22 protein-coding genes and 1 pseudogene are annotated in these 15769 nt (G+C 61.1%); 16 read left to right on the top strand and 7 right to left on the bottom strand.

What is annotated here, in order from left to right; genetic code table 11:
- Positions 1 to 75 precede the first annotated feature (75 nt).
- A pseudogene (locus tag AC4FS3_RS27505) lies at positions 76 to 978 on the bottom strand (IS5 family transposase); the annotation flags it as partial.
- Positions 979 to 1072: 94 nt separating this feature from the next.
- Here AC4FS3_RS27505 and AC4FS3_RS27500 point away from each other — a divergent pair.
- The 9 genes from AC4FS3_RS27500 to AC4FS3_RS27460 all read left to right on the top strand — a co-directional run bounded on the left by AC4FS3_RS27500 (position 1073) and on the right by AC4FS3_RS27460 (position 7649).
- Complete coding sequence (locus tag AC4FS3_RS27500; protein ID WP_491023171.1) at positions 1073 to 1282, top strand: hypothetical protein; 210 nt, start codon at positions 1073 to 1075, stop codon at positions 1280 to 1282.
- A gap of 270 nt (positions 1283 to 1552) precedes the next feature.
- Positions 1553 to 1903 carry a hypothetical protein gene (locus AC4FS3_RS27495; RefSeq protein ID WP_491023170.1) on the top strand — a complete coding sequence of 117 codons (351 nt, stop codon included), beginning with the start codon at positions 1553 to 1555 and terminating at the stop codon, positions 1901 to 1903.
- A complete protein-coding gene (locus tag AC4FS3_RS27490) occupies positions 1900 to 2190 on the top strand; it encodes a head-tail connector protein (protein ID WP_491023169.1) in 291 nt (96 codons plus the stop codon). The genes AC4FS3_RS27495 and AC4FS3_RS27490 overlap by 4 nt, the downstream gene beginning before the upstream one ends.
- Positions 2187 to 2420, top strand: a complete 234-nt coding sequence (locus AC4FS3_RS27485; RefSeq protein ID WP_491023168.1) for a hypothetical protein — start codon at positions 2187 to 2189, stop codon at positions 2418 to 2420. The genes AC4FS3_RS27490 and AC4FS3_RS27485 overlap by 4 nt, the downstream gene beginning before the upstream one ends.
- 341 nt (positions 2421 to 2761) lie before the next feature.
- Entirely contained in the window at positions 2762 to 4414 is a 1653-nt protein-coding gene (locus tag AC4FS3_RS27480; RefSeq protein ID WP_491023167.1) for a terminase large subunit domain-containing protein, read from the top strand.
- A complete protein-coding gene (locus tag AC4FS3_RS27475) occupies positions 4411 to 4758 on the top strand; it encodes an HNH endonuclease (RefSeq protein WP_491023166.1) in 348 nt (115 codons plus the stop codon). The genes AC4FS3_RS27480 and AC4FS3_RS27475 overlap by 4 nt, the downstream gene beginning before the upstream one ends.
- Before the next feature lie 2 nt (positions 4759 to 4760).
- Positions 4761 to 6029: a phage major capsid protein gene (locus AC4FS3_RS27470; protein WP_491023165.1), complete on the top strand. Its 1269-nt coding sequence runs from the start codon at positions 4761 to 4763 to the stop codon at positions 6027 to 6029.
- Positions 6029 to 6583, top strand: coding sequence for an HK97 family phage prohead protease (locus tag AC4FS3_RS27465; protein WP_491023164.1), 555 nt, complete (start codon positions 6029 to 6031; stop codon positions 6581 to 6583). The genes AC4FS3_RS27470 and AC4FS3_RS27465 overlap by 1 nt, the downstream gene beginning before the upstream one ends.
- Before the next feature lies 1 nt (position 6584).
- Entirely contained in the window at positions 6585 to 7649 is a 1065-nt protein-coding gene (locus tag AC4FS3_RS27460) for a phage portal protein (protein ID WP_491023163.1), read from the top strand.
- A 124-nt stretch (positions 7650 to 7773) separates the two neighbouring features.
- Here AC4FS3_RS27460 and AC4FS3_RS27455 read toward each other — a convergent pair whose 3' ends face one another.
- A complete protein-coding gene (locus tag AC4FS3_RS27455) occupies positions 7774 to 8343 on the bottom strand; it encodes a hypothetical protein (protein ID WP_491023162.1) in 570 nt (189 codons plus the stop codon).
- 329 nt (positions 8344 to 8672) lie between these two features.
- Here AC4FS3_RS27455 and AC4FS3_RS27450 point away from each other — a divergent pair, with 329 nt between their 5' ends.
- From AC4FS3_RS27450 to AC4FS3_RS27435, 4 genes are all read left to right on the top strand, one after another.
- Positions 8673 to 8861: a hypothetical protein gene (locus AC4FS3_RS27450; protein WP_491023161.1), complete on the top strand. Its 189-nt coding sequence runs from the start codon at positions 8673 to 8675 to the stop codon at positions 8859 to 8861.
- A complete protein-coding gene (locus AC4FS3_RS27445) occupies positions 8858 to 9064 on the top strand; it encodes a hypothetical protein (protein ID WP_491023160.1) in 207 nt (68 codons plus the stop codon). The genes AC4FS3_RS27450 and AC4FS3_RS27445 overlap by 4 nt, the downstream gene beginning before the upstream one ends.
- Positions 9065 to 9459: 395 nt before the next feature.
- Complete coding sequence (locus AC4FS3_RS27440; RefSeq protein ID WP_491023159.1) at positions 9460 to 10101, top strand: hypothetical protein; 642 nt, start codon at positions 9460 to 9462, stop codon at positions 10099 to 10101.
- A gap of 102 nt (positions 10102 to 10203) precedes the next feature.
- Positions 10204 to 11340, top strand: a complete 1137-nt coding sequence (locus AC4FS3_RS27435; RefSeq protein WP_491023158.1) for a tyrosine-type recombinase/integrase — start codon at positions 10204 to 10206, stop codon at positions 11338 to 11340.
- 204 nt (positions 11341 to 11544) lie between these two features.
- On the opposite strand, the gene AC4FS3_RS27430 is transcribed toward AC4FS3_RS27435, so the two are convergent.
- From AC4FS3_RS27430 to AC4FS3_RS27415, 4 genes are all read right to left on the bottom strand, one after another.
- Entirely contained in the window at positions 11545 to 11769 is a 225-nt protein-coding gene (locus tag AC4FS3_RS27430) for a glutaredoxin family protein (protein ID WP_491023157.1), read from the bottom strand.
- Positions 11766 to 11972, bottom strand: a complete 207-nt coding sequence (locus AC4FS3_RS27425) for a hypothetical protein (protein ID WP_491023156.1) — start codon at positions 11970 to 11972, stop codon at positions 11766 to 11768. Before AC4FS3_RS27425 ends, AC4FS3_RS27430 begins: the two co-directional genes overlap by 4 nt.
- Positions 11973 to 12110: 138 nt before the next feature.
- The gene (locus AC4FS3_RS27420; protein WP_491023155.1) at positions 12111 to 12320 is read right to left on the bottom strand and encodes a hypothetical protein; all 210 of its coding nucleotides are present in this window, start codon (positions 12318 to 12320) and stop codon (positions 12111 to 12113) included.
- A gap of 1 nt (position 12321) precedes the next feature.
- On the bottom strand, positions 12322 to 12858 hold the full coding sequence (locus AC4FS3_RS27415; protein WP_491023154.1) for a lysozyme: 537 nt from the start codon (positions 12856 to 12858) through the stop codon (positions 12322 to 12324).
- Positions 12859 to 12949: 91 nt separating this feature from the next.
- On the opposite strand from AC4FS3_RS27415, the gene AC4FS3_RS27410 reads away from it, so the two are divergent.
- Together AC4FS3_RS27410 and AC4FS3_RS27405 are read left to right on the top strand one after the other, a co-directional pair.
- Entirely contained in the window at positions 12950 to 13279 is a 330-nt protein-coding gene (locus tag AC4FS3_RS27410; RefSeq protein ID WP_491023153.1) for a cytoplasmic protein, read from the top strand.
- Positions 13280 to 13692: 413 nt separating this feature from the next.
- Entirely contained in the window at positions 13693 to 14067 is a 375-nt protein-coding gene (locus AC4FS3_RS27405) for a hypothetical protein (RefSeq protein WP_491023152.1), read from the top strand.
- Here the strand turns inward: AC4FS3_RS27405 and AC4FS3_RS27400 are convergent, their stop codons facing one another.
- Positions 14068 to 14391, bottom strand: coding sequence for a phage holin family protein (locus AC4FS3_RS27400; protein ID WP_491023151.1), 324 nt, complete (start codon positions 14389 to 14391; stop codon positions 14068 to 14070).
- A 1075-nt stretch (positions 14392 to 15466) separates the two neighbouring features.
- On the opposite strand from AC4FS3_RS27400, the gene AC4FS3_RS27395 reads away from it, so the two are divergent.
- Positions 15467 to 15628: a hypothetical protein gene (locus AC4FS3_RS27395; RefSeq protein WP_491023150.1), complete on the top strand. Its 162-nt coding sequence runs from the start codon at positions 15467 to 15469 to the stop codon at positions 15626 to 15628.
- Positions 15629 to 15769 lie beyond the last annotated feature (141 nt).

Below are 15769 nucleotides of genomic sequence, written 5' to 3'. Positions count from 1 at the left end.
TATCCTACCCCGTTGCTGGTCCTGGCCGGGACCGGCAACGGGGTCAATGTAGCAGGTCTGAGACACATAAGGTGTTTATGCAACGCGGGCTGTTGTCGGTGTGCCGAGTGGCGTGAAGCGATTGAGGATGGAGGCACGGATCTGGACCTCTGCGACCTGCCTCTCGAATGCCCTCGCCATAAGCCGCTGTCCGAGCTGTTTGATACAGTTCATCTTCGCCTCCACGCGGCTACGGCGGTGATACCCGCTCCATTTGCGCCATATCGCTCGCCCAACACGTTTGGATGTTCGAAGGGCGCCGTTGCGCGCTGTGGCACCTTCGGTTGCACGCTTCCATAGGCGGGCATTCTTTCGGGGCGGTATAATCGCTACCGCCGCTCTGGCCGCAATGGCGTCGTGACAGAAACGCGTGTCATAGGCGCCATCAGCTGTCACACAGGCGATCTTCTCTTGAGGCATGATCTGATTGAGCAAGTCAGGCAAGACCGGCGCATCGCCGATAGCACTGGAGGTGACCTCAATGGCACGGATCTCTAGCGTCTGTTCATCGACGGCAATGTGGATTTTGCTCCAGATGCGCCGCTTCGAGCTTCCATGCTTACGGCGCTGCCATTCGCCTTCACCCTCCACCTTGATCCCGGTGCTGTCAATCAAGAGATGCAGGCCTTCTTTCGGGCGGTAAGGGATCGCGACCTGCAGCGATTTTTGTCGACGGCTCAACGTGCTGAAATCAGGCACCGACCAGGGCAAACCAGACAGAGCCAAAAGGCTTTCCATGAACCCGGTTGCCTGTCGCAATGGCAAGCCGAAAAGGACCTTCAGGGTCAGGCAAGCCTGGATGGCGGCATCGCTGTAGGCCGGCTGTCGCCCCCGCTTGCCAGAAGGCTTGGCGACCCACTCCATATCAGCATCAAGCCATACGGCCAGTGAGCTGCGTTGCTTCAGCGCTTGGTTATACGCACGCCAGTTGCTCGTCTTCTAACGGGGAAGGGATCAGTAGCTCATGCCAAAGCAGTAACATGCTCAGGCAAAATACTGAATCCCAGCAGATTTATGCAACAGCGCCGATCTGATGCTGAAAGAGCGCAAGCGGCTGGGGCTGGAAGCCTATGACCTTCGCACGCTGCGCTATCGCGGGGTGAAGGAACTGGCGTGGGCCGGGTGCGATGATGACGAGATCGCAGCCTATTCCGGCCATGCCACCAAAGAGATGATTGCGAAATACACGGGTGAGGCCCGGCAGGAAATGCGGGCGCGTCAGGCGCGGGGGAAACGGCAATGAACAGAACAGGCACAGAACAGCAACCTGATACCCTGAGTGATACCCTCGGGTCCGTCATTTCTGCTGAGTCATTGAAAGAATTGGAGGCGGGTACCGGAATCGAACCGGTCTTCACGGATTTGCAATCCCTCCAATCAGTCTGACTCTCAACAAAAAGACTGTAAACGCCCCCTGTCTGGCACCCTTAGGAAATCAAACGCTTACGGCGGCGCTGTAAACAAGAAATCCGGCAATCTCCTGTCGAATCAAATGCAGGACCGGCACAAGCGCATGTCGCGGATGCTGGGCTACACGCTGCACCTGGACGAACCCGAGGCATGGGGCGGTTTCAGCACCGTCTGCCGCGCCCGCCTGACGCTCTTTGAGCGCACGGGCCTTGCGGCGGCGGCTCTGGGGTCTCTGCCTGCCCCTCATGCCTTTGACGTTGCCCGAGCATCGCTTGGCGCAGCTGGTGGGCCGCTTCCTGCCTTTCTGGGCGGCATGGATGATGCCCGGTTCTGGGCCAGCATCGCGACCCCAGAAGAGTTGAAGGCTTACGCCCTTGCCAGCTTCGAGGCCATGTCCCCCAGGGATCAGGCGGCGTTCTTCCGGCATATTCGCGATATCGAGGTGGCGGCATGAATGTGGCTGCACTCCTGGAGGGGGCCAAGCTCCACACCCGCGTTTCGCATGACGATGACGATGCGGATTCCTTGCTGATGCTCTCAACCGCTGCGGGCGATGTGGCGCACGCAGCGAATTATGAGCTGCCCGAGGATGCATCCAATCTGCCCGATGATTTGAAGCTCGCAATCTTCGATCAGTTCGCCATGCTTTTCGACGCCCGAGGCGGGGAGACGGATCGCCCCGAAGGCTTGTCTATGGCCGCAGCCCGTGTTGCCGCCCGCTATCGCGGGGTGGCGATATGACGGACCTCGAGCTTGACCAAATCCTCACCCTGCGCTGGCCGGTCGTTATGCGCCGCGTGATGGGTGACATCCGCACAGAGGGCTTTGCGCGCGACTTTGCGCGATCCATCGCACGGCACGGCAAGCGCCCCGAGTGGCACCCCACACCGAAGCAGGAGCGGATCATGCGGCAGATGCTGGATGAGTTCGCCAGCCCGCCTGAGCCTGACCCTGTGCTGGTCGAGGATTGAAGAAACACGCCTGCCGCCCACGCGGCGGGCCGATGTGCGGGGGAGGGTTCAGACAGTGGCCCCGCACTGGAAGCGCTCACCACGGGGCGGGGTCACAGAGCAAGGGCAGTCCGAAAGACCGAGGCCCGACCCCCTGCACGGCGTCCATGTGCAGCAAGCAGCGGTCAACCATCCAGCGAGGACGCGCGCATGGATGGACCCTAAGCGGCGGCCCGGCTCCGGCCAGCAAGATCGCGGTGGGTATAGGGGCAACCTCGGCAAGCGCCGGGGCTGCCTTCCTATACCCATCACAACAACCCTCACCATCCAGCAGGACGGTGGATCTAAGAGAGGAAGGCGACATGACAAAACAAAGCACAGCAGCGGTCGCGGACCTCTTCGGTGGGAATGGTCCCAATGCCCCCCTTTCGTCAAAACGTGGAGACCCGGGCCAGAGTGTTCCTTTCTCTCTCCTGAAAAATATCGGGGGAAAATCGCAGGCGATCCGCGCAATCCAGTTTTTGGCCCTTTTGCGCATTCCAGAGGGCAAAAAAGCCGGAAAACCCCTTAAATTGGCCGAGTTTCAGCGGAAATTCGTAAAAGGCGCTCTCGCCAAGGGAAAGATGGTCGGGGTTCTGTCCATCGGTCGCGGCAATGCGAAGACCGCTCTCTCGGCAGGGCTGGCACTGGCCGAGCTGGTGGGCGCGCTGGAAGAGAACCCGCAACCCAAGCGTGAAATCATCATCGCAGCCCGGAACCGGGATCAGGCCCGCACCGCCTTCAACTTCCTTCTCGGCTTCATTCAGGGACTGCCCGATGTGGATCAGGGCCTGTTCATTGTCCGGCGCGGCTCGAAACTGGAAATCGAGTTCGAGGGCAACGGCGGCGGGCTGGCCCGGGTGATCGCAGCTGACGGCAAGTCCATTCTCGGCGGCGCTCCTACCCTCGCAATCATGGACGAGCGGGCGGCATGGGATCGCGAAAAGGGCGACGCCCTGGAAAACGCAATCCTCTCCGGCCTCGGCAAGCGTGACGGGCGAGCGCTGATTATCTCAACCTCGGCCCCGGATGATGCCAACACCTTCTCTCGCTGGCTCGATGCGCCGCCGCCAGGCACCTATGTGCAGGAGCATCGCCCTTCCTTCGGCCTGCCTGCCGATGACCTCAAAAGCCTGCTGATCGCCAATCCGGGCGCGAAAGAGGGGATCGGCGCGGCCCCGGAATGGCTGGTTTCGCAGGCGCAGAGGTCAATCGCCCGCGGCGGTTCGGCTCTGTCCAGCTTCCGCAACCTCAACCGCAATGAACGGGTGTCGACCGAGGATCGCTCTGTGCTGGTCACGGTCGATGAATGGATGAGCGCCGAAGTCTCCCCGGACGAATTGCCCGCCCGTGAAGGCCCCTGCGTCCTCGGGATCGACCTCGGCGGATCCCGGTCCATGTCGGCAGCGGCATTCTACTGGCCCGAAACCGGGCGGCTGGAAACCCTCGGCACCTTCGCAAGCAAGCCGTCTCTGGCAGATCGCGGCGCAGCTGACGGCGTTGGCGGGCGCTATGTCGAAATGCAGGAACGCGGCGAGCTGTCCGTTTTGGGTGGCAATACCGTCCCGCCCGGCCCGTGGATGGCGCAGCTGGTCAGGATGCTGGACGGGATCACCCCCGCTTGCATCGTTGGCGACCGATACCGTCACGCGGAATTTGTCGAGGCTATGCAGGGCGCTGGCCTTGCCCGCGTCCCGTTCATCTATCGCGGATTCGGCTGGCGCGATGGCTCAGAAGATATCGAGCGGTTCCGCCGGGCCCTCTTCGACGGTGAAGTGAAATCCTGCCCCTCGCTGCTCCTGCGCGCGGCTTTCGGTGACGCAATCGTAATTATCGACCCGAAGGGCAATCACACGCTGGCGAAGGGGCGTTCTCTCGGGCGGATCGACGCGGCAGCGGCAACCCTGCTGGCCGTGGCCCAGGGCGCACGAATGAAGGCCGCGCCTCAGCGCAAAGTGCGGGTGGGCTGGCTGTGACCTCGCGGCTCCGAAAGGAATATGTCCGCCATTCCAAGCGCGTCACTTCGACCCGTCGCTGGCAGGTGTTGCGCCATGCCGTTCTTGAGCGCGATGGCTGGAAATGCCGGTGCTGCGGCACCCGAAAAGGGCGCCTCGAAATCGACCACATTCAGCCGGTGCGCAAAGCCCCTGACCGGGCATTCGACCCGGCAAACCTCCAGGCGCTGTGCAGCCGCTGCCATGCCTCGAAAACCCGCAAAGAAATGGGCTTCGCGCCCGTCCGAAACGACCCCGAGCAACGCGCTTGGGCTGATGCCGTTGCCGATCTGGCAGCGGAACCCACAACCCCGGCTAAGGAGTAACCATGCTGGAATCCGTCAAAATCACCCGCCGCCAATCGGAGATCCGCCAGAAGCTGGCAAACCTCGCTGGCAAGGAGAAGCCGACCGAGGACGAAACCAAGGAAATGGATGAGCTGGACAAAGAGTTTCAGTCCAATGAAGTCCGTTTCCGTGCCGCCCTGACCTCGGAAAGCACCGAACGCCGCGCCGCCGGTGCTGAGCTTGAAACCCGGTCCGATCGGCAGTTCTCCGATCTGATCGCAGGCTTTGAAATGCGCCAGGTTGCGCTGCACCTGGACGAAGGCCGCGCCCTGACCGGCCAGACCGCCGAAGTGGTGCAGGAATTGCGCAGCCAGGGCGGCTATCGCGGCACCCCGGTTCCGCTGATGGCACTGGAACAGCGCGCCGGCGAAACCGTTGCCGCCGGCACTCCCGATCCGGTGCAGACCCGCCCCATCATCGACCGCCTGTTCCCAGCCTCGGTCGCGGCGCAGATGGGCGCGCAGATGATCCAGATCGGCAGCGGCGCGGTGGAATGGCCTGTGACCACTTCGGCGGTGACAGCAGGATGGGCCGGAACCGAAACCGGCAACGTGGCAGGCCCGACCGAATACACGACTGTCGATAAGGCGCTGAAACCCGAGCATAACCTCGGCATCCACATGCGGATCACCCGCAAGGCGTTGCTGCAATCGGGCGAGGCGCTGGAAGCCGCGATCCGCCGCGACATGAGCGGCACCATGGCCGCAGAGCTGGACAAGGCAATCTTCCTCGGCACCGGCACGGGCGGGCAACCCCTTGGCGTCATTCCCGGCGCGGCAACCTATGGCATTGCCTCGACCGCAATTGACGGCCCGGCGAATTGGGCCGCGTTCCGTGCTGCCGTGGTACGCTTCATGGCGGCCAACACCGCGACCGGCCCGAGCGGGATCAAGTCCCTGATCCGGCCCGAGCTGTGGGCATACCTCGACGGGATGCAGGCTTTCGAGGGCGACAGCGTAACGGAGTGGGATCGGCTGGTGAAGGGCCTCGGCGCACCCGTCCAGACCACGAGCGCGCTTGCCACCCCGACCGGCACCCCGCTGGCAACCCAAGCCCTGCTGACCACGAACGCGGGCGGCGTGGCCCCGATCTTCGTGGGCCTCTGGGGCGCGGTGGACCTGATCCGCGATCCGTTCTCGGACGCGCAATCGGGCGGGCTGCGGATCACGGCGCTGACCACCGCTGACGTGACCGTGGCGCGTGGTTCGCAGCTGCAGCTGCTGACCGGCCTGCAGTTGGCGGCGGAATAATGCTCTGGGGTGCGTCTCTCGGCGGGCTGGAATTGCGCAGCGAGGGTGGGGCAACTCACCTTCGGGCGGCGTTCCCCTATGGCGCGGAAACCGAGCTTGCACCTGGGCGGCGGGAGATCTTCGCCGCCCGGGCCTTCTCTGACCGGATCGAGGCGGGCGAGGATATTCACCTGCTGGCCGGTCACGACTGGGAAAAACCCCTCGCGTCACGCGCGGCGGGAACCCTGACATTGACCGATACGGACGCGGCCCTTGTGCTGGAAGCCCGGATCGACGGCGGCACCAGCTGGTCGCGGGATTTCCTCGCGGCCCATGCCTCGGGCCTGATCCGGGGCCTGTCACCCGGCTTCATGGTCCAGCCGGGTGGGGAGAAGATCGAGAACCGGGGCGCGGGCCTGCTGCGCACCGTCACCCGTGCCGCCCTGTTCGAACTGTCGGCGGTGACTGTCCCGGCTTACCCGCAAGCCCAGATCGAGGCGCGGTCATGGGAAAGTCATCAGGACCGGCAACCCGTGCGGGGTGCGGTTCACCCCTTCAACCGTTGGAGGGCCTGAAATGGGGTTCATGGATCTTTTCCGCCGCAAGGCACCCGAAACCCGGTCCAGCGGCGCGGGATACACGGCCCAGGTGATGCAGGCGCGGGCCTCATACATCGGCGGCGTGGCGGGCCTCGGGGAACTGACCTCGGCTGTCCAGTCCTGCGTCACCCTCTGGGAAGGCGGGCTTTCGCTGGCCGATGTGAAAGGTACCGATATGCTGACCCGGCGGGCGCTGTCACTGACCGCCCGCTCTCTGGCCCTGCGGGGCGAGGCGGTTTTCCTGATCCGCGACCGGCTTATCCCGGCCAGTGACTGGGATCTGACCACCCGCAACGGCGACCCTCACGCATACCGGCTGCAAGTCTCCGAGGCGGGCGGCGGTAGATCTGAAACCGCGCTGGCGGGCGAGGTGCTGCATTTCAGGATCGGCTCAGATGCCTACACCCCTTGGGCCGGATCGGCGCCCCTGCGGCGGGCCTCGCTCTCTGCGCAGCTGCTGGCCGAGGTGGAAACCGCGATCCGCGATGTGTTCCGGGACGCGCCCCTCGGATCGCAGATTGTCCCGATGCCGGAAGGCTCGGCAGAGGACATGGCGGCGCTGCGGTCTGCCTTCGTCGGCAAGCGCGGTGCGACAATGGTGGTCGAGGGCGTGGCGCAGGCTGTCGGCGCAGGGATGCACCCGCAGCTTGGCAAAAGCCCGGATCAGCTGTCGCCAGACCTGTCGCGCTCGATGGCAGACAAGTTCCTGACCGAGGCCAAGGGCGCGATCTTCTCCGCCTTCGGGGTGCTGCCAGGCCTGCAATACCCGGCGACCACCGGCCCGTTGGTGCGCGAGGCGCAGCGGCATCTGGCCCAGTTGATCCTGCAACCCATCGCCATGCTGATGGCCGAGGAAGCCACCGGAAAGTTGGGCAACCGCGTCCTGATCAACGTTGTTCGCCCGATGCAGGCCTATGACGCGGGCGGCAAGGCGCGGGCGCTGGCGACGATGATCGAGGCGCTTGCACGGGCGCGGGAGGCCGGGATCGAGGGCGCGACCTTGCAAGACGCGCTGGCCTTCATCGACTGGCAGGACGAATAGGGCAGGATGCGCCCGGTGCTGACGACATGGCACCAGGCATCCCCGTCACTCGGTGTGTGGGGAAACCCCGAGAGAGCGCGGCCCCAACCTCCGGGGCGCGGCGCTCTAAATCGGTAATAAGCCGCTATGAAAGAAGACGATAAATCGCGCTAAATATGAAAGCCAGACCGGAAAACATTAGAGCAGCCACGAGCAAATTAACTACATTTCCGAATTGTCGCTGCGTAATGAAGCGAACTTCCTTTCCTATCGCCTCTGCTGATTTAACTGATAAAACCCAAGATGCCCTTTGATTTATATATAAGCAGTCTATGATCACCAGTTCTCCCGGCGCTACCTGAGGGATGAGGATGTGCCATTTGTCTTTTTCTACAATTTGTTCTTTAATGACTGTCGCTGGAAATATGGATATATCAGTCGGCTTGGAGGAGAGCACGAATTCTACATTGGTGGCAGTCGATCTTCCGGTGTTCTGTAAGAAAAACTTCTCAACATACACCTCATGACTGATGTTTCTTTCACCCCCTTCGTCTTGATGAGTGGTGAAAATAACATTCCTAGAGTTATTTGCTTTTCCGTAGATAAGCTTCGCCCGGGATCGAAACAAATAAAGAATAAAAGTTGTCAGCAGTGCGAACGCGACGCCAAGGAGTTCACCCTGAATTGCCTCAGGAATCATGCCGGATATATTCAAAATTTAATTCTCCGAGAAATTTCGATACTCTGTTTCAGGTCTCATTCTAAGCCGCTCAATCATCTGCCTCAAAAATTCAGGCCGTGACGGCTCCGGTACGATCTTCGCCCTTTCCGCATCGACCCAAGTCAAAAGATCGGGCGGTAGGCGCAGGGTGATCGGCGTGGCGTTCGTGCGAGGCCGACCGCCTTTGTTCTTCTCGGTTTTCAATGTTGACAACCTATGGCTCCGCTGCATAGGTTGATAATGTCGAAAACGACACGGGCTGACAAGGTGGTGGAACACCCTGCCAGCCCTAACCGTAACGCTGTTTCTGGAGGAAACACCGCATGGCTATCCATTGCCATACTGGACAGGCATTGCCTGCCGCAACCCTTTCCGAAATCCACGACATGCTCTCGCTGGCGCTCGACGCCACTGCCCGCCCGAGCGGCTACAGCCAGGGCGAACGCGAGGCCCGGTCCTACGTCCGCTCGGCCCTGCGCCGCACCGAAAAGCTGATGGGTGCGCAGGCATGACCGTGCGCATCTCCGAAGTGCATTCCGATGCCGTCGTCCTCTCGGATCTTTGCAACCTTGCAGCGCGGATCGCCTGCGAAGAGCCAACCTGGGAGCTTTCGGCGCTGCTGGTCGCAACCGCACATCTGGCGGAACGTGTTGCCGACCGTCTCGACCGGCACAGCTATGAAGCCCGCCCGGAGGTGCAACATGCAGCGGCGTAGTTTCATCACTTCCCTGCCTGCCGTGGCGCTAGCCGCCCCGGCTTACGCGGCTTCTTCGCCTTCCCTGAGCAGGGACGATCAGATTTCCCGGCATTGTTCTGAGCTGGCAAGATTGCTGGCGGAAACCGTCCCATCGGGAACGGCTCTCACCGGCTGCGCTATCGTGCTAGGCCTGCATTCCCCGCTTGGCAACTTCATACATCTGACTGCCAAGCCCATCGGGCAGCCCCGGAGCAACGAGCAGTTCTGGAACTGTCGATATGGCGAAGAGTGGGTTTTTCACTCGCCTTGACCAGTCAAAGGTTAGAGCCGGTTACAAACGGCAACGCTGGCAAATTTTCATCGCACAATCTCTCTTATGACTTGACAGAAGCGCCCATCGGAGCGATTGTGCGATGAAATGCACTTTGGTGGCAACCATGCACCTCGGACAAACGGCAACCTATCTCGCAGAAGTGTTCAATCGGCCTGAGCCGACCTTGCAGATGCTTGCCCGACTTTTGAGGGACGCAGACGAGCAGTGGATCAAAAAGGGCGGGCGCGGGCGTAGCGCTCATCATCTGACGAGCATCGAGCTGGCGAATTTTCTTGTTGCCTTCATGGCTTGCCCGGACAGCCCAGCTCAAGCATTGGAAAGACTTCCGCACTTTTCTGGTCTGCCGTACGACTCAGAGACTGGGCGAGAATCCACATTTGGCGCAGCGCTGGCAATCTTGCTGGAGCGTTTGGCTGGTGAGAAGTGGGAGGAGGCTCGTGATAAGTGTTGGCTCGTCCGGCTCGGAGTCGACATTTCTACAGCCTCAATTAGCGAAGATGTTTCGGCTGAAGGCGAGCGTGAAACGCTCGATCATTTCTTTATGCCGACGCTCGAAGCTGCCGAGGACGCTCCTATGCGCGATTCATTACCGTATTACAGCGGCATGAGCAGCAGCGTTGAGATTGGTTGGTTCACTTTGCTCCGCATTGCCAAGGTTGTTTTGTCAGATGAGCAAGATCCTCTGGAGGAAATTGTCCGCGAAGTGCTGGGAGAAAAGTAATGTCTCGCCCGCCCCTTATCCGAAAATCTGATCTGACCCCCGCTCTTGAAGCAGCAAAAGCAGCGGGATGGGGGCAGGTGAGCGTTACCCTCGAAACCGCTGATGGTCGCCGTCTGCAAATCACCGCAGGTAACGCGCCCGAGGCAGCGCAAGCTGACATCAGCGCGCTCCAAAAATGGAGGGCTGGCCGTGCGTCCTAAGAGCTTCCCCGACAAGGTTCATGCTGTGCGCCGGAAACTCAGGACCGGCGTCCGCTTTCATTTTTATGCGTGGCGCGGTGGCCCGAAGTTCTGGGAGGACACGGTCCACTATCCGACCGCGCCCGAGTTCTTCCAGGCATTTGCCGAAGTCACGGCCCGCCCGAAGCCTTCCGCCTACATGACGCCGGAAATGGTTGATGATTTCCTGTCAAGCACATCAATGCCCAAGGGTGACAGATCGCAGCTCGATCTGCGCAAATGGGGCCTTCGCTTTGCGGAACACTTCGAGGACGCTCCGGCGATCATATTTGAGGACCGTGGCTCGCGCGGTGAGGTGAACGCATGGCGGGCGCTATGGAAGCATTCGCCCAAGCAGCACGATATGGCCGGGGTCCATGCCGTCCGCATCCTCAATTGGGCGGTGGAAGAGGGCAAGCTTGCCGAGCATTATTGCCACAAGCTTCATCGGCTCTATGATGTTGATCGCTCCGAAATCGTCTGGACCCCTGCTGATCGCGAAGCCTTCAACGCGGTCGCGCCTGAGTGGGTGCGCCGCATCCTCTGCGCGGCCTGTGAAACGGGTTTGCGCCCTGCTGACCTGATCAAGTTGACACCCGCCCACGTCGAGGAAACCCCGAGGGGGCGCCGCTTGCGGGTGCGCACCAATAAGCGCCAGCGGCTGGCACATATCCCGATCACCCCTGCGATGGCTGAGGTGATCGACAGCACCCCGAAGAATCGGTTGCTGATCCTTGCAAATGCCAGTGGCAAACCACTGACCCCGCACCGTGCCTCGGAAGGGGTACGCCAGTGGCGGGACAAGGCAAAACTATCGGATGATCTACGACTCTACGATGCCAGAGGCACCGCCGCGACCTTGCTGCTGAATGCGGACCTGTCGCTGGCAGAGATCGCCAATCATATGGGCTGGTCTGTGCGCTACGCGGCCAACGTAATCGAGCACTATGCGCGCGTCTCGCCGGACGAAACGGACGCTGTTTTGGTGAAATTGGCGAAGGCAAAAGGGGGCGCAGCGTGAACAAAACTGTAAACGCCCCTGTAAACGGAGTACCCCGCGCAGTGGAGACAGTCTCGCAAGTTATTGAAAATAAATGGAGGCGGGTACCGGAATCGAACCGGTCTTCACGGATTTGCAATCCAGTGCGGGCGATTGACTTTCAAGTGTTTCTTGTTGCCAAGTTAGCCGGACAGATCAGAAACGAAACGTAAATGTTGCCATGGGCTATTTCGTCAACGCTGCGATTCGATCCACCCGAAACCCAGACCATACCTTATCCCCGGCCACCACAAGCGGCCCCTGCCGCGACCCTGCGATCCGGGCCAACCGCTCGACCTCTTCCGGCCAGTCAGCCCCTGCCCGCTCTTCATAGGCCAGCCCTGCCCGATCCAGCGCGCGTTTGGTCGCAACGCACGGGCCACAGCCGGGCGAGGTGTAGATGATGATCATGGTGCGCACCCCGCATCGATCAGCGCGATCAGCCGGGCGCCGCTCACCACCGCCCGGTCGTCCGGCGAGGCCGCCAATGCCGCAGCATGATCGGCCCGCGCCGCCCGCGATCCGTCGCAGAGCGCATCACCGCTGGTTGGCATCCCGCTCGTGCAGCCAGCGGCGAGCAGCGTCAGGGTCATTGCCGAGATCAGACGCATCATCCATTCCTTTCCGGGTACTCGCATAGGCCTCTGCGGCTTCCAGCGCGGTCTGCTGCTTTGCGCTCGCCCTGCCCCGCCACCATACCGCCAGCAGGGCCAGCAGCACGGCGACGGGCTTCCAGAGCCAGCGGAGCGCGGTCATTTGTTCCCCCATCCCCTGAACAGCGCAACTGAAGCCAAGGCAGACGAGATCAGCCCGGCCAGCGCCCCCACGGCGGCGTAGAGGTTGAACGGGTGAATGGCGAGGTGACCAGTCGCCGGGTCGAAATCGGCCACTCCAAGCATGGCGAGGATCGAGGCGATGAAGGCCGCGAGATAGGTCAGACCCCGGATGATGCTCCAGTTCATATCAGGCTCCTTTCAGGGCATCGAGGCACAGCTTCTGTTCCGCGGCCCGGCGATTGGTCAAGCCGCGCACCACCACGCCGCCCGCCTTGTTCCAGAGCGGCAGCTGATTGCAGGCCGCCCGCCAGTCGCCGGCATTGGCGCGCTTTGCGAGGGTGGAACGGCAGGCCGCGCCGGCGCCCACATTGTAGGTCCAGCTGGTCAGCGCGACCTGGACGCCCTGCGGCTGCTGCGGCAGAGCCTGGACGCATTTGGCCAGTTGCGCGTGATACCCGGCCAGCGAGGCGCTGAGCATGTCGAGGCATTGCTGCGGTGTGTAGCGGTCGCCCTGCTTCACGCCCTTGGTCTCGCCGTAACAGACGGTCCAGACAGCCGGGCTGGCGATGCGGTCAAGATAGGCCTCTGTCCGCTCACCCTCCCAGGGTGCGACGAACACTGCGGCTGCGGCCAGCACCGCGGCAAGGCCGGTGCCAGAGGATTTCGGGTGCGCACGGAAAAGCGCACCGAGCCGGGCCAGAAGCCCGCTCAGGAACTGGATCATGTCGATCTCCATGGTGGATGTGAAAAAGCCCGGCGCGATGGCTGGGCGTTGTGATAAGCGGCTTGCGCTTCAGGTGTGGTGAGCGTCAGCTATGCGGACGAAGCAGACGCTGGACCATTTTCGCTCTGCATGTGATCGTGCTGAGATGAAAAAAGATGTTGATGCCGCTCACAAGCACAGTTCCCGGCACCGCGAGGGGATCGGCGCCAGCACGGTTTGCGCCTGCTTTTATTGCCAGAGCAAATTCCAACCCAATGAAATCAAAGACTGGGTAAATGGGGGACAGACCGCACTGTGCCCACGATGTGGGATCGACTCCGTGATCGGTGATGCCTCGGGGTTCGCTTTGTCACCAACGTTCTTGGCAGCGATGAACCAGCGCTGGTTCCAGACATTTCGCAAGATCAAGCGGCACCGATAGTCCGGAAAGGGGCTCTTCGCCTCACCCCCGCCTGCTCGCCCACCGCTCCACCATCGCCCCGGCACCACGCGGCCCCAGATAGGACAGGACCGCGATCAACCCGAGCGTGACGTCACGCGACAGGCATTGGGTGCCGTCCGCTCGTCTGGAACATTTCTTCCATTGAGGCGTTAACCCGTTGTACGCTGACCCAGGGCGGAAAAATGAACATCGTTCGCTTTTACGCCGTGTGCTGCGCCGCATCTCTCGTTGTGGCAGCCACAGCTTTTTCGTTCGCAATGCTAGTTTTTTAATCTCTTCGCAAGCCGGATGAAATAATCGGCTGTTCGCCACAGTCTGAACACAATGAGTAAGCGATACTAACATCCATAGTTGGTTACCGAGTCTTAAGCAAAACCTAAGAGGAGGATACCATGCTTATCATTTCACTCGCCGCCGCGACTCTGACTGGTGCTTTTGGAGCGGCAATCGCCTATGGCCTTGGTTTTGACATTCTGGGCATTGTCGTTGCCTACGCAATCATAGGACAAGGCACTTTCGCTGTCGTCGTCACGATGACGGCACCTCCCTCACCCGAAGATCGGCCAGACTTCCAAAGGCAAATCGAACTCGACAGGCATGCGCTGCGTGAAGCCAGAAATTCTGGCTCCCCTTTCAATGAGAAATTAGGTTTCATCCGAAAGAGGGCCGCGACGGAGCGTAGGAGCAATTGCGTGCCTCGACCCTTAGTTCGCCCGGTGCCTGCCGCCTCGGTTGTAGCTTTTCGGGTTGTTCCGCGATCCCGCTGATTAAGGCTTCCCACGCCGGAGCCAACGGTCCACCACATCACGAAGGCCTCGCGGGCCGAGATATGCCACCACAGCGACCACGCCGGTTGTAACGGGCTGCGGGAGGCCAGCGGCCATTGCTCCTGCCTCTGCCACCACTGCCATGGTGACAGCAATCGGCAGCTCGAGGAACAGATGCGGCCCTATCCATGGGCGACGACCGGCCGTGGCCTCCTGCCCGTGCCAGACAAGCCGGCCTAGCGTTGCCACAACAAGCGTGGTCGCGCCACCGCCCAAAAAGGCCTGCATCCAGCCGATCAGGCCAGTGGGTTGAGGATCAGTCAAAGGCGCCTCCAGGCATAGGAATAGCGGTTGATGCGGCTGGGGCTTCCCGCCACATTGGAAGTGGTCTCTCTGGCAATGAAGCGGAGATCAGCCCTACTGCTCCTCGCCCCGTGCGGGGAGCTTTTTCATTTGAAAGTGCACTCTCGGGTTGCAGAAGGAATTCGCCACGCGATCCGAGCCGGAGGCGCGGCAGACCGGCGGTCCTCTGAAGCCCCCAAACTGAGCTGCCGCCGGTCACTGCGCCTCATGCGCTACGGGATTTCACGAATGTTCGGGAAGGACCGGAAGGCTCATACTGAGCGTGTCGGCAGTCGACTTATTGTCCTGCCATGCAGCCCCGGCACCCCCTGACCGGCCGGGGCGCTGCGAAAAGGCGGGAGAGGCACCCCCATGCCCTCCCGCCGTCCATTCCCGGCCTGCACGCAACTCGGCGGGACACCTTCATTTCGCGCGGCCTCACAACTTCATTTGTTTCAGTACGTTACGCCGCGTTTCAGTCCATTTCGCTGCTAACTCAAAAACACACTTTCCCGCACATTATTCTGTTGCAAGATCCTAAACAGGCGCAGCATAGAGACACCACAGGGAGCGTTTCATCCCTGCAAAAAGTACATTCCCAGTCAAACACCGTTTAATCGTCACCCCCACATGAGGAGCGACAGCATGGCTGTTGTTCGCCTTTTTCGTTGCGAGTGCGGTCACAAATTACGATTTGGGTCTGCGATCTGCCCGATGTGCTACTCTAAGACCCCTGTTAGGAACCGGTACTGGCTTTGGTACATTTTGCCTGCGGCAGTTTCGGTGATTGCTATCATGGCGATGTCGTAGAGGGTTGCCTGACAGGCAGTGGCATGAACCACCTCGGGAGAGGCACCCTCATGCCCTCCCGCCACCTTCGCCCGGGAAAGCTTTCCAGACCAGAAGACCCGGGTATCTGCACACCTCTTCAGCACAACAGGCGTGTTTTCTTTACTGCGTCGTTTTGACCAGCTTTCAACCCTTGCGGAAATCAATTGGGCGCTGGCAGAAGATATACCATCAGATCCGCGCCCGAATTACATGAAAGAACGTCAAGATGCAGAAAGCTTTCGACTATCTTCAATCCGTAGGCGCCAAAGTAACCCGCTCCGATGTTGCCGGGCACTGGGTTGTTAATGGCAAAATCCTCTCGATGGATGAAATCAAGAAGCTGCCCGAAGCCAAAGAAAAGATGATCACCGCGAAGGCCGAGGCCTGACAAGTGCCTGCCAAAGCCTCTCGCCGCGTGTCACTGCATCGCGGCGATCACCATCGGCCATATCGCGGCCCCGCCGAGGATCGACGGGGCCAGCACGTCAGGTATTGGGGAGTGCGGGTGTCATTCGAACACCTGAGGGCA

The organism is Pseudogemmobacter sp. TB195, assembly GCF_058313095.1.
The sequence above is the reverse complement of the archived record's forward strand: the minus strand, read 5'-3'. Positions and strand labels throughout refer to the sequence as shown.

Bases quoted from the DNA above. Each gene is read 5' to 3' on its own strand.
- AC4FS3_RS27500 (WP_491023171.1), top strand. From the start codon at position 1,073: ATGCTGAAAGAGCGCAAGCGGCTGGGGCTGGAAGCCTATGACCTTCGC.
- AC4FS3_RS27495 (WP_491023170.1), top strand. From the start codon at position 1,553: ATGTCGCGGATGCTGGGCTACACGCTGCACCTGGACGAACCCGAGGCA.
- AC4FS3_RS27490 (WP_491023169.1), top strand. From the start codon at position 1,900: ATGAATGTGGCTGCACTCCTGGAGGGGGCCAAGCTCCACACCCGCGTT.
- AC4FS3_RS27485 (WP_491023168.1), top strand. From the start codon at position 2,187: ATGACGGACCTCGAGCTTGACCAAATCCTCACCCTGCGCTGGCCGGTC.
- AC4FS3_RS27480 (WP_491023167.1), top strand. From the start codon at position 2,762: ATGACAAAACAAAGCACAGCAGCGGTCGCGGACCTCTTCGGTGGGAAT.
- AC4FS3_RS27470 (WP_491023165.1), top strand. From the start codon at position 4,761: ATGCTGGAATCCGTCAAAATCACCCGCCGCCAATCGGAGATCCGCCAG.
- AC4FS3_RS27465 (WP_491023164.1), top strand. From the start codon at position 6,029: ATGCTCTGGGGTGCGTCTCTCGGCGGGCTGGAATTGCGCAGCGAGGGT.
- AC4FS3_RS27460 (WP_491023163.1), top strand. From the start codon at position 6,585: ATGGGGTTCATGGATCTTTTCCGCCGCAAGGCACCCGAAACCCGGTCC.
- AC4FS3_RS27450 (WP_491023161.1), top strand. From the start codon at position 8,673: ATGGCTATCCATTGCCATACTGGACAGGCATTGCCTGCCGCAACCCTT.
- AC4FS3_RS27445 (WP_491023160.1), top strand. From the start codon at position 8,858: ATGACCGTGCGCATCTCCGAAGTGCATTCCGATGCCGTCGTCCTCTCG.
- AC4FS3_RS27440 (WP_491023159.1), top strand. From the start codon at position 9,460: ATGAAATGCACTTTGGTGGCAACCATGCACCTCGGACAAACGGCAACC.
- AC4FS3_RS27435 (WP_491023158.1), top strand. From the start codon at position 10,204: ATGGTCGCCGTCTGCAAATCACCGCAGGTAACGCGCCCGAGGCAGCGC.
- AC4FS3_RS27430 (WP_491023157.1), bottom strand. From the start codon at position 11,769: ATGATCATCATCTACACCTCGCCCGGCTGTGGCCCGTGCGTTGCGACC.
- AC4FS3_RS27425 (WP_491023156.1), bottom strand. From the start codon at position 11,972: ATGATGCGTCTGATCTCGGCAATGACCCTGACGCTGCTCGCCGCTGGC.
- AC4FS3_RS27420 (WP_491023155.1), bottom strand. From the start codon at position 12,320: ATGAACTGGAGCATCATCCGGGGTCTGACCTATCTCGCGGCCTTCATC.
- AC4FS3_RS27415 (WP_491023154.1), bottom strand. From the start codon at position 12,858: ATGATCCAGTTCCTGAGCGGGCTTCTGGCCCGGCTCGGTGCGCTTTTC.
- AC4FS3_RS27410 (WP_491023153.1), top strand. From the start codon at position 12,950: ATGCGGACGAAGCAGACGCTGGACCATTTTCGCTCTGCATGTGATCGT.
- AC4FS3_RS27405 (WP_491023152.1), top strand. From the start codon at position 13,693: ATGCTTATCATTTCACTCGCCGCCGCGACTCTGACTGGTGCTTTTGGA.
- AC4FS3_RS27395 (WP_491023150.1), top strand. From the start codon at position 15,467: ATGCAGAAAGCTTTCGACTATCTTCAATCCGTAGGCGCCAAAGTAACC.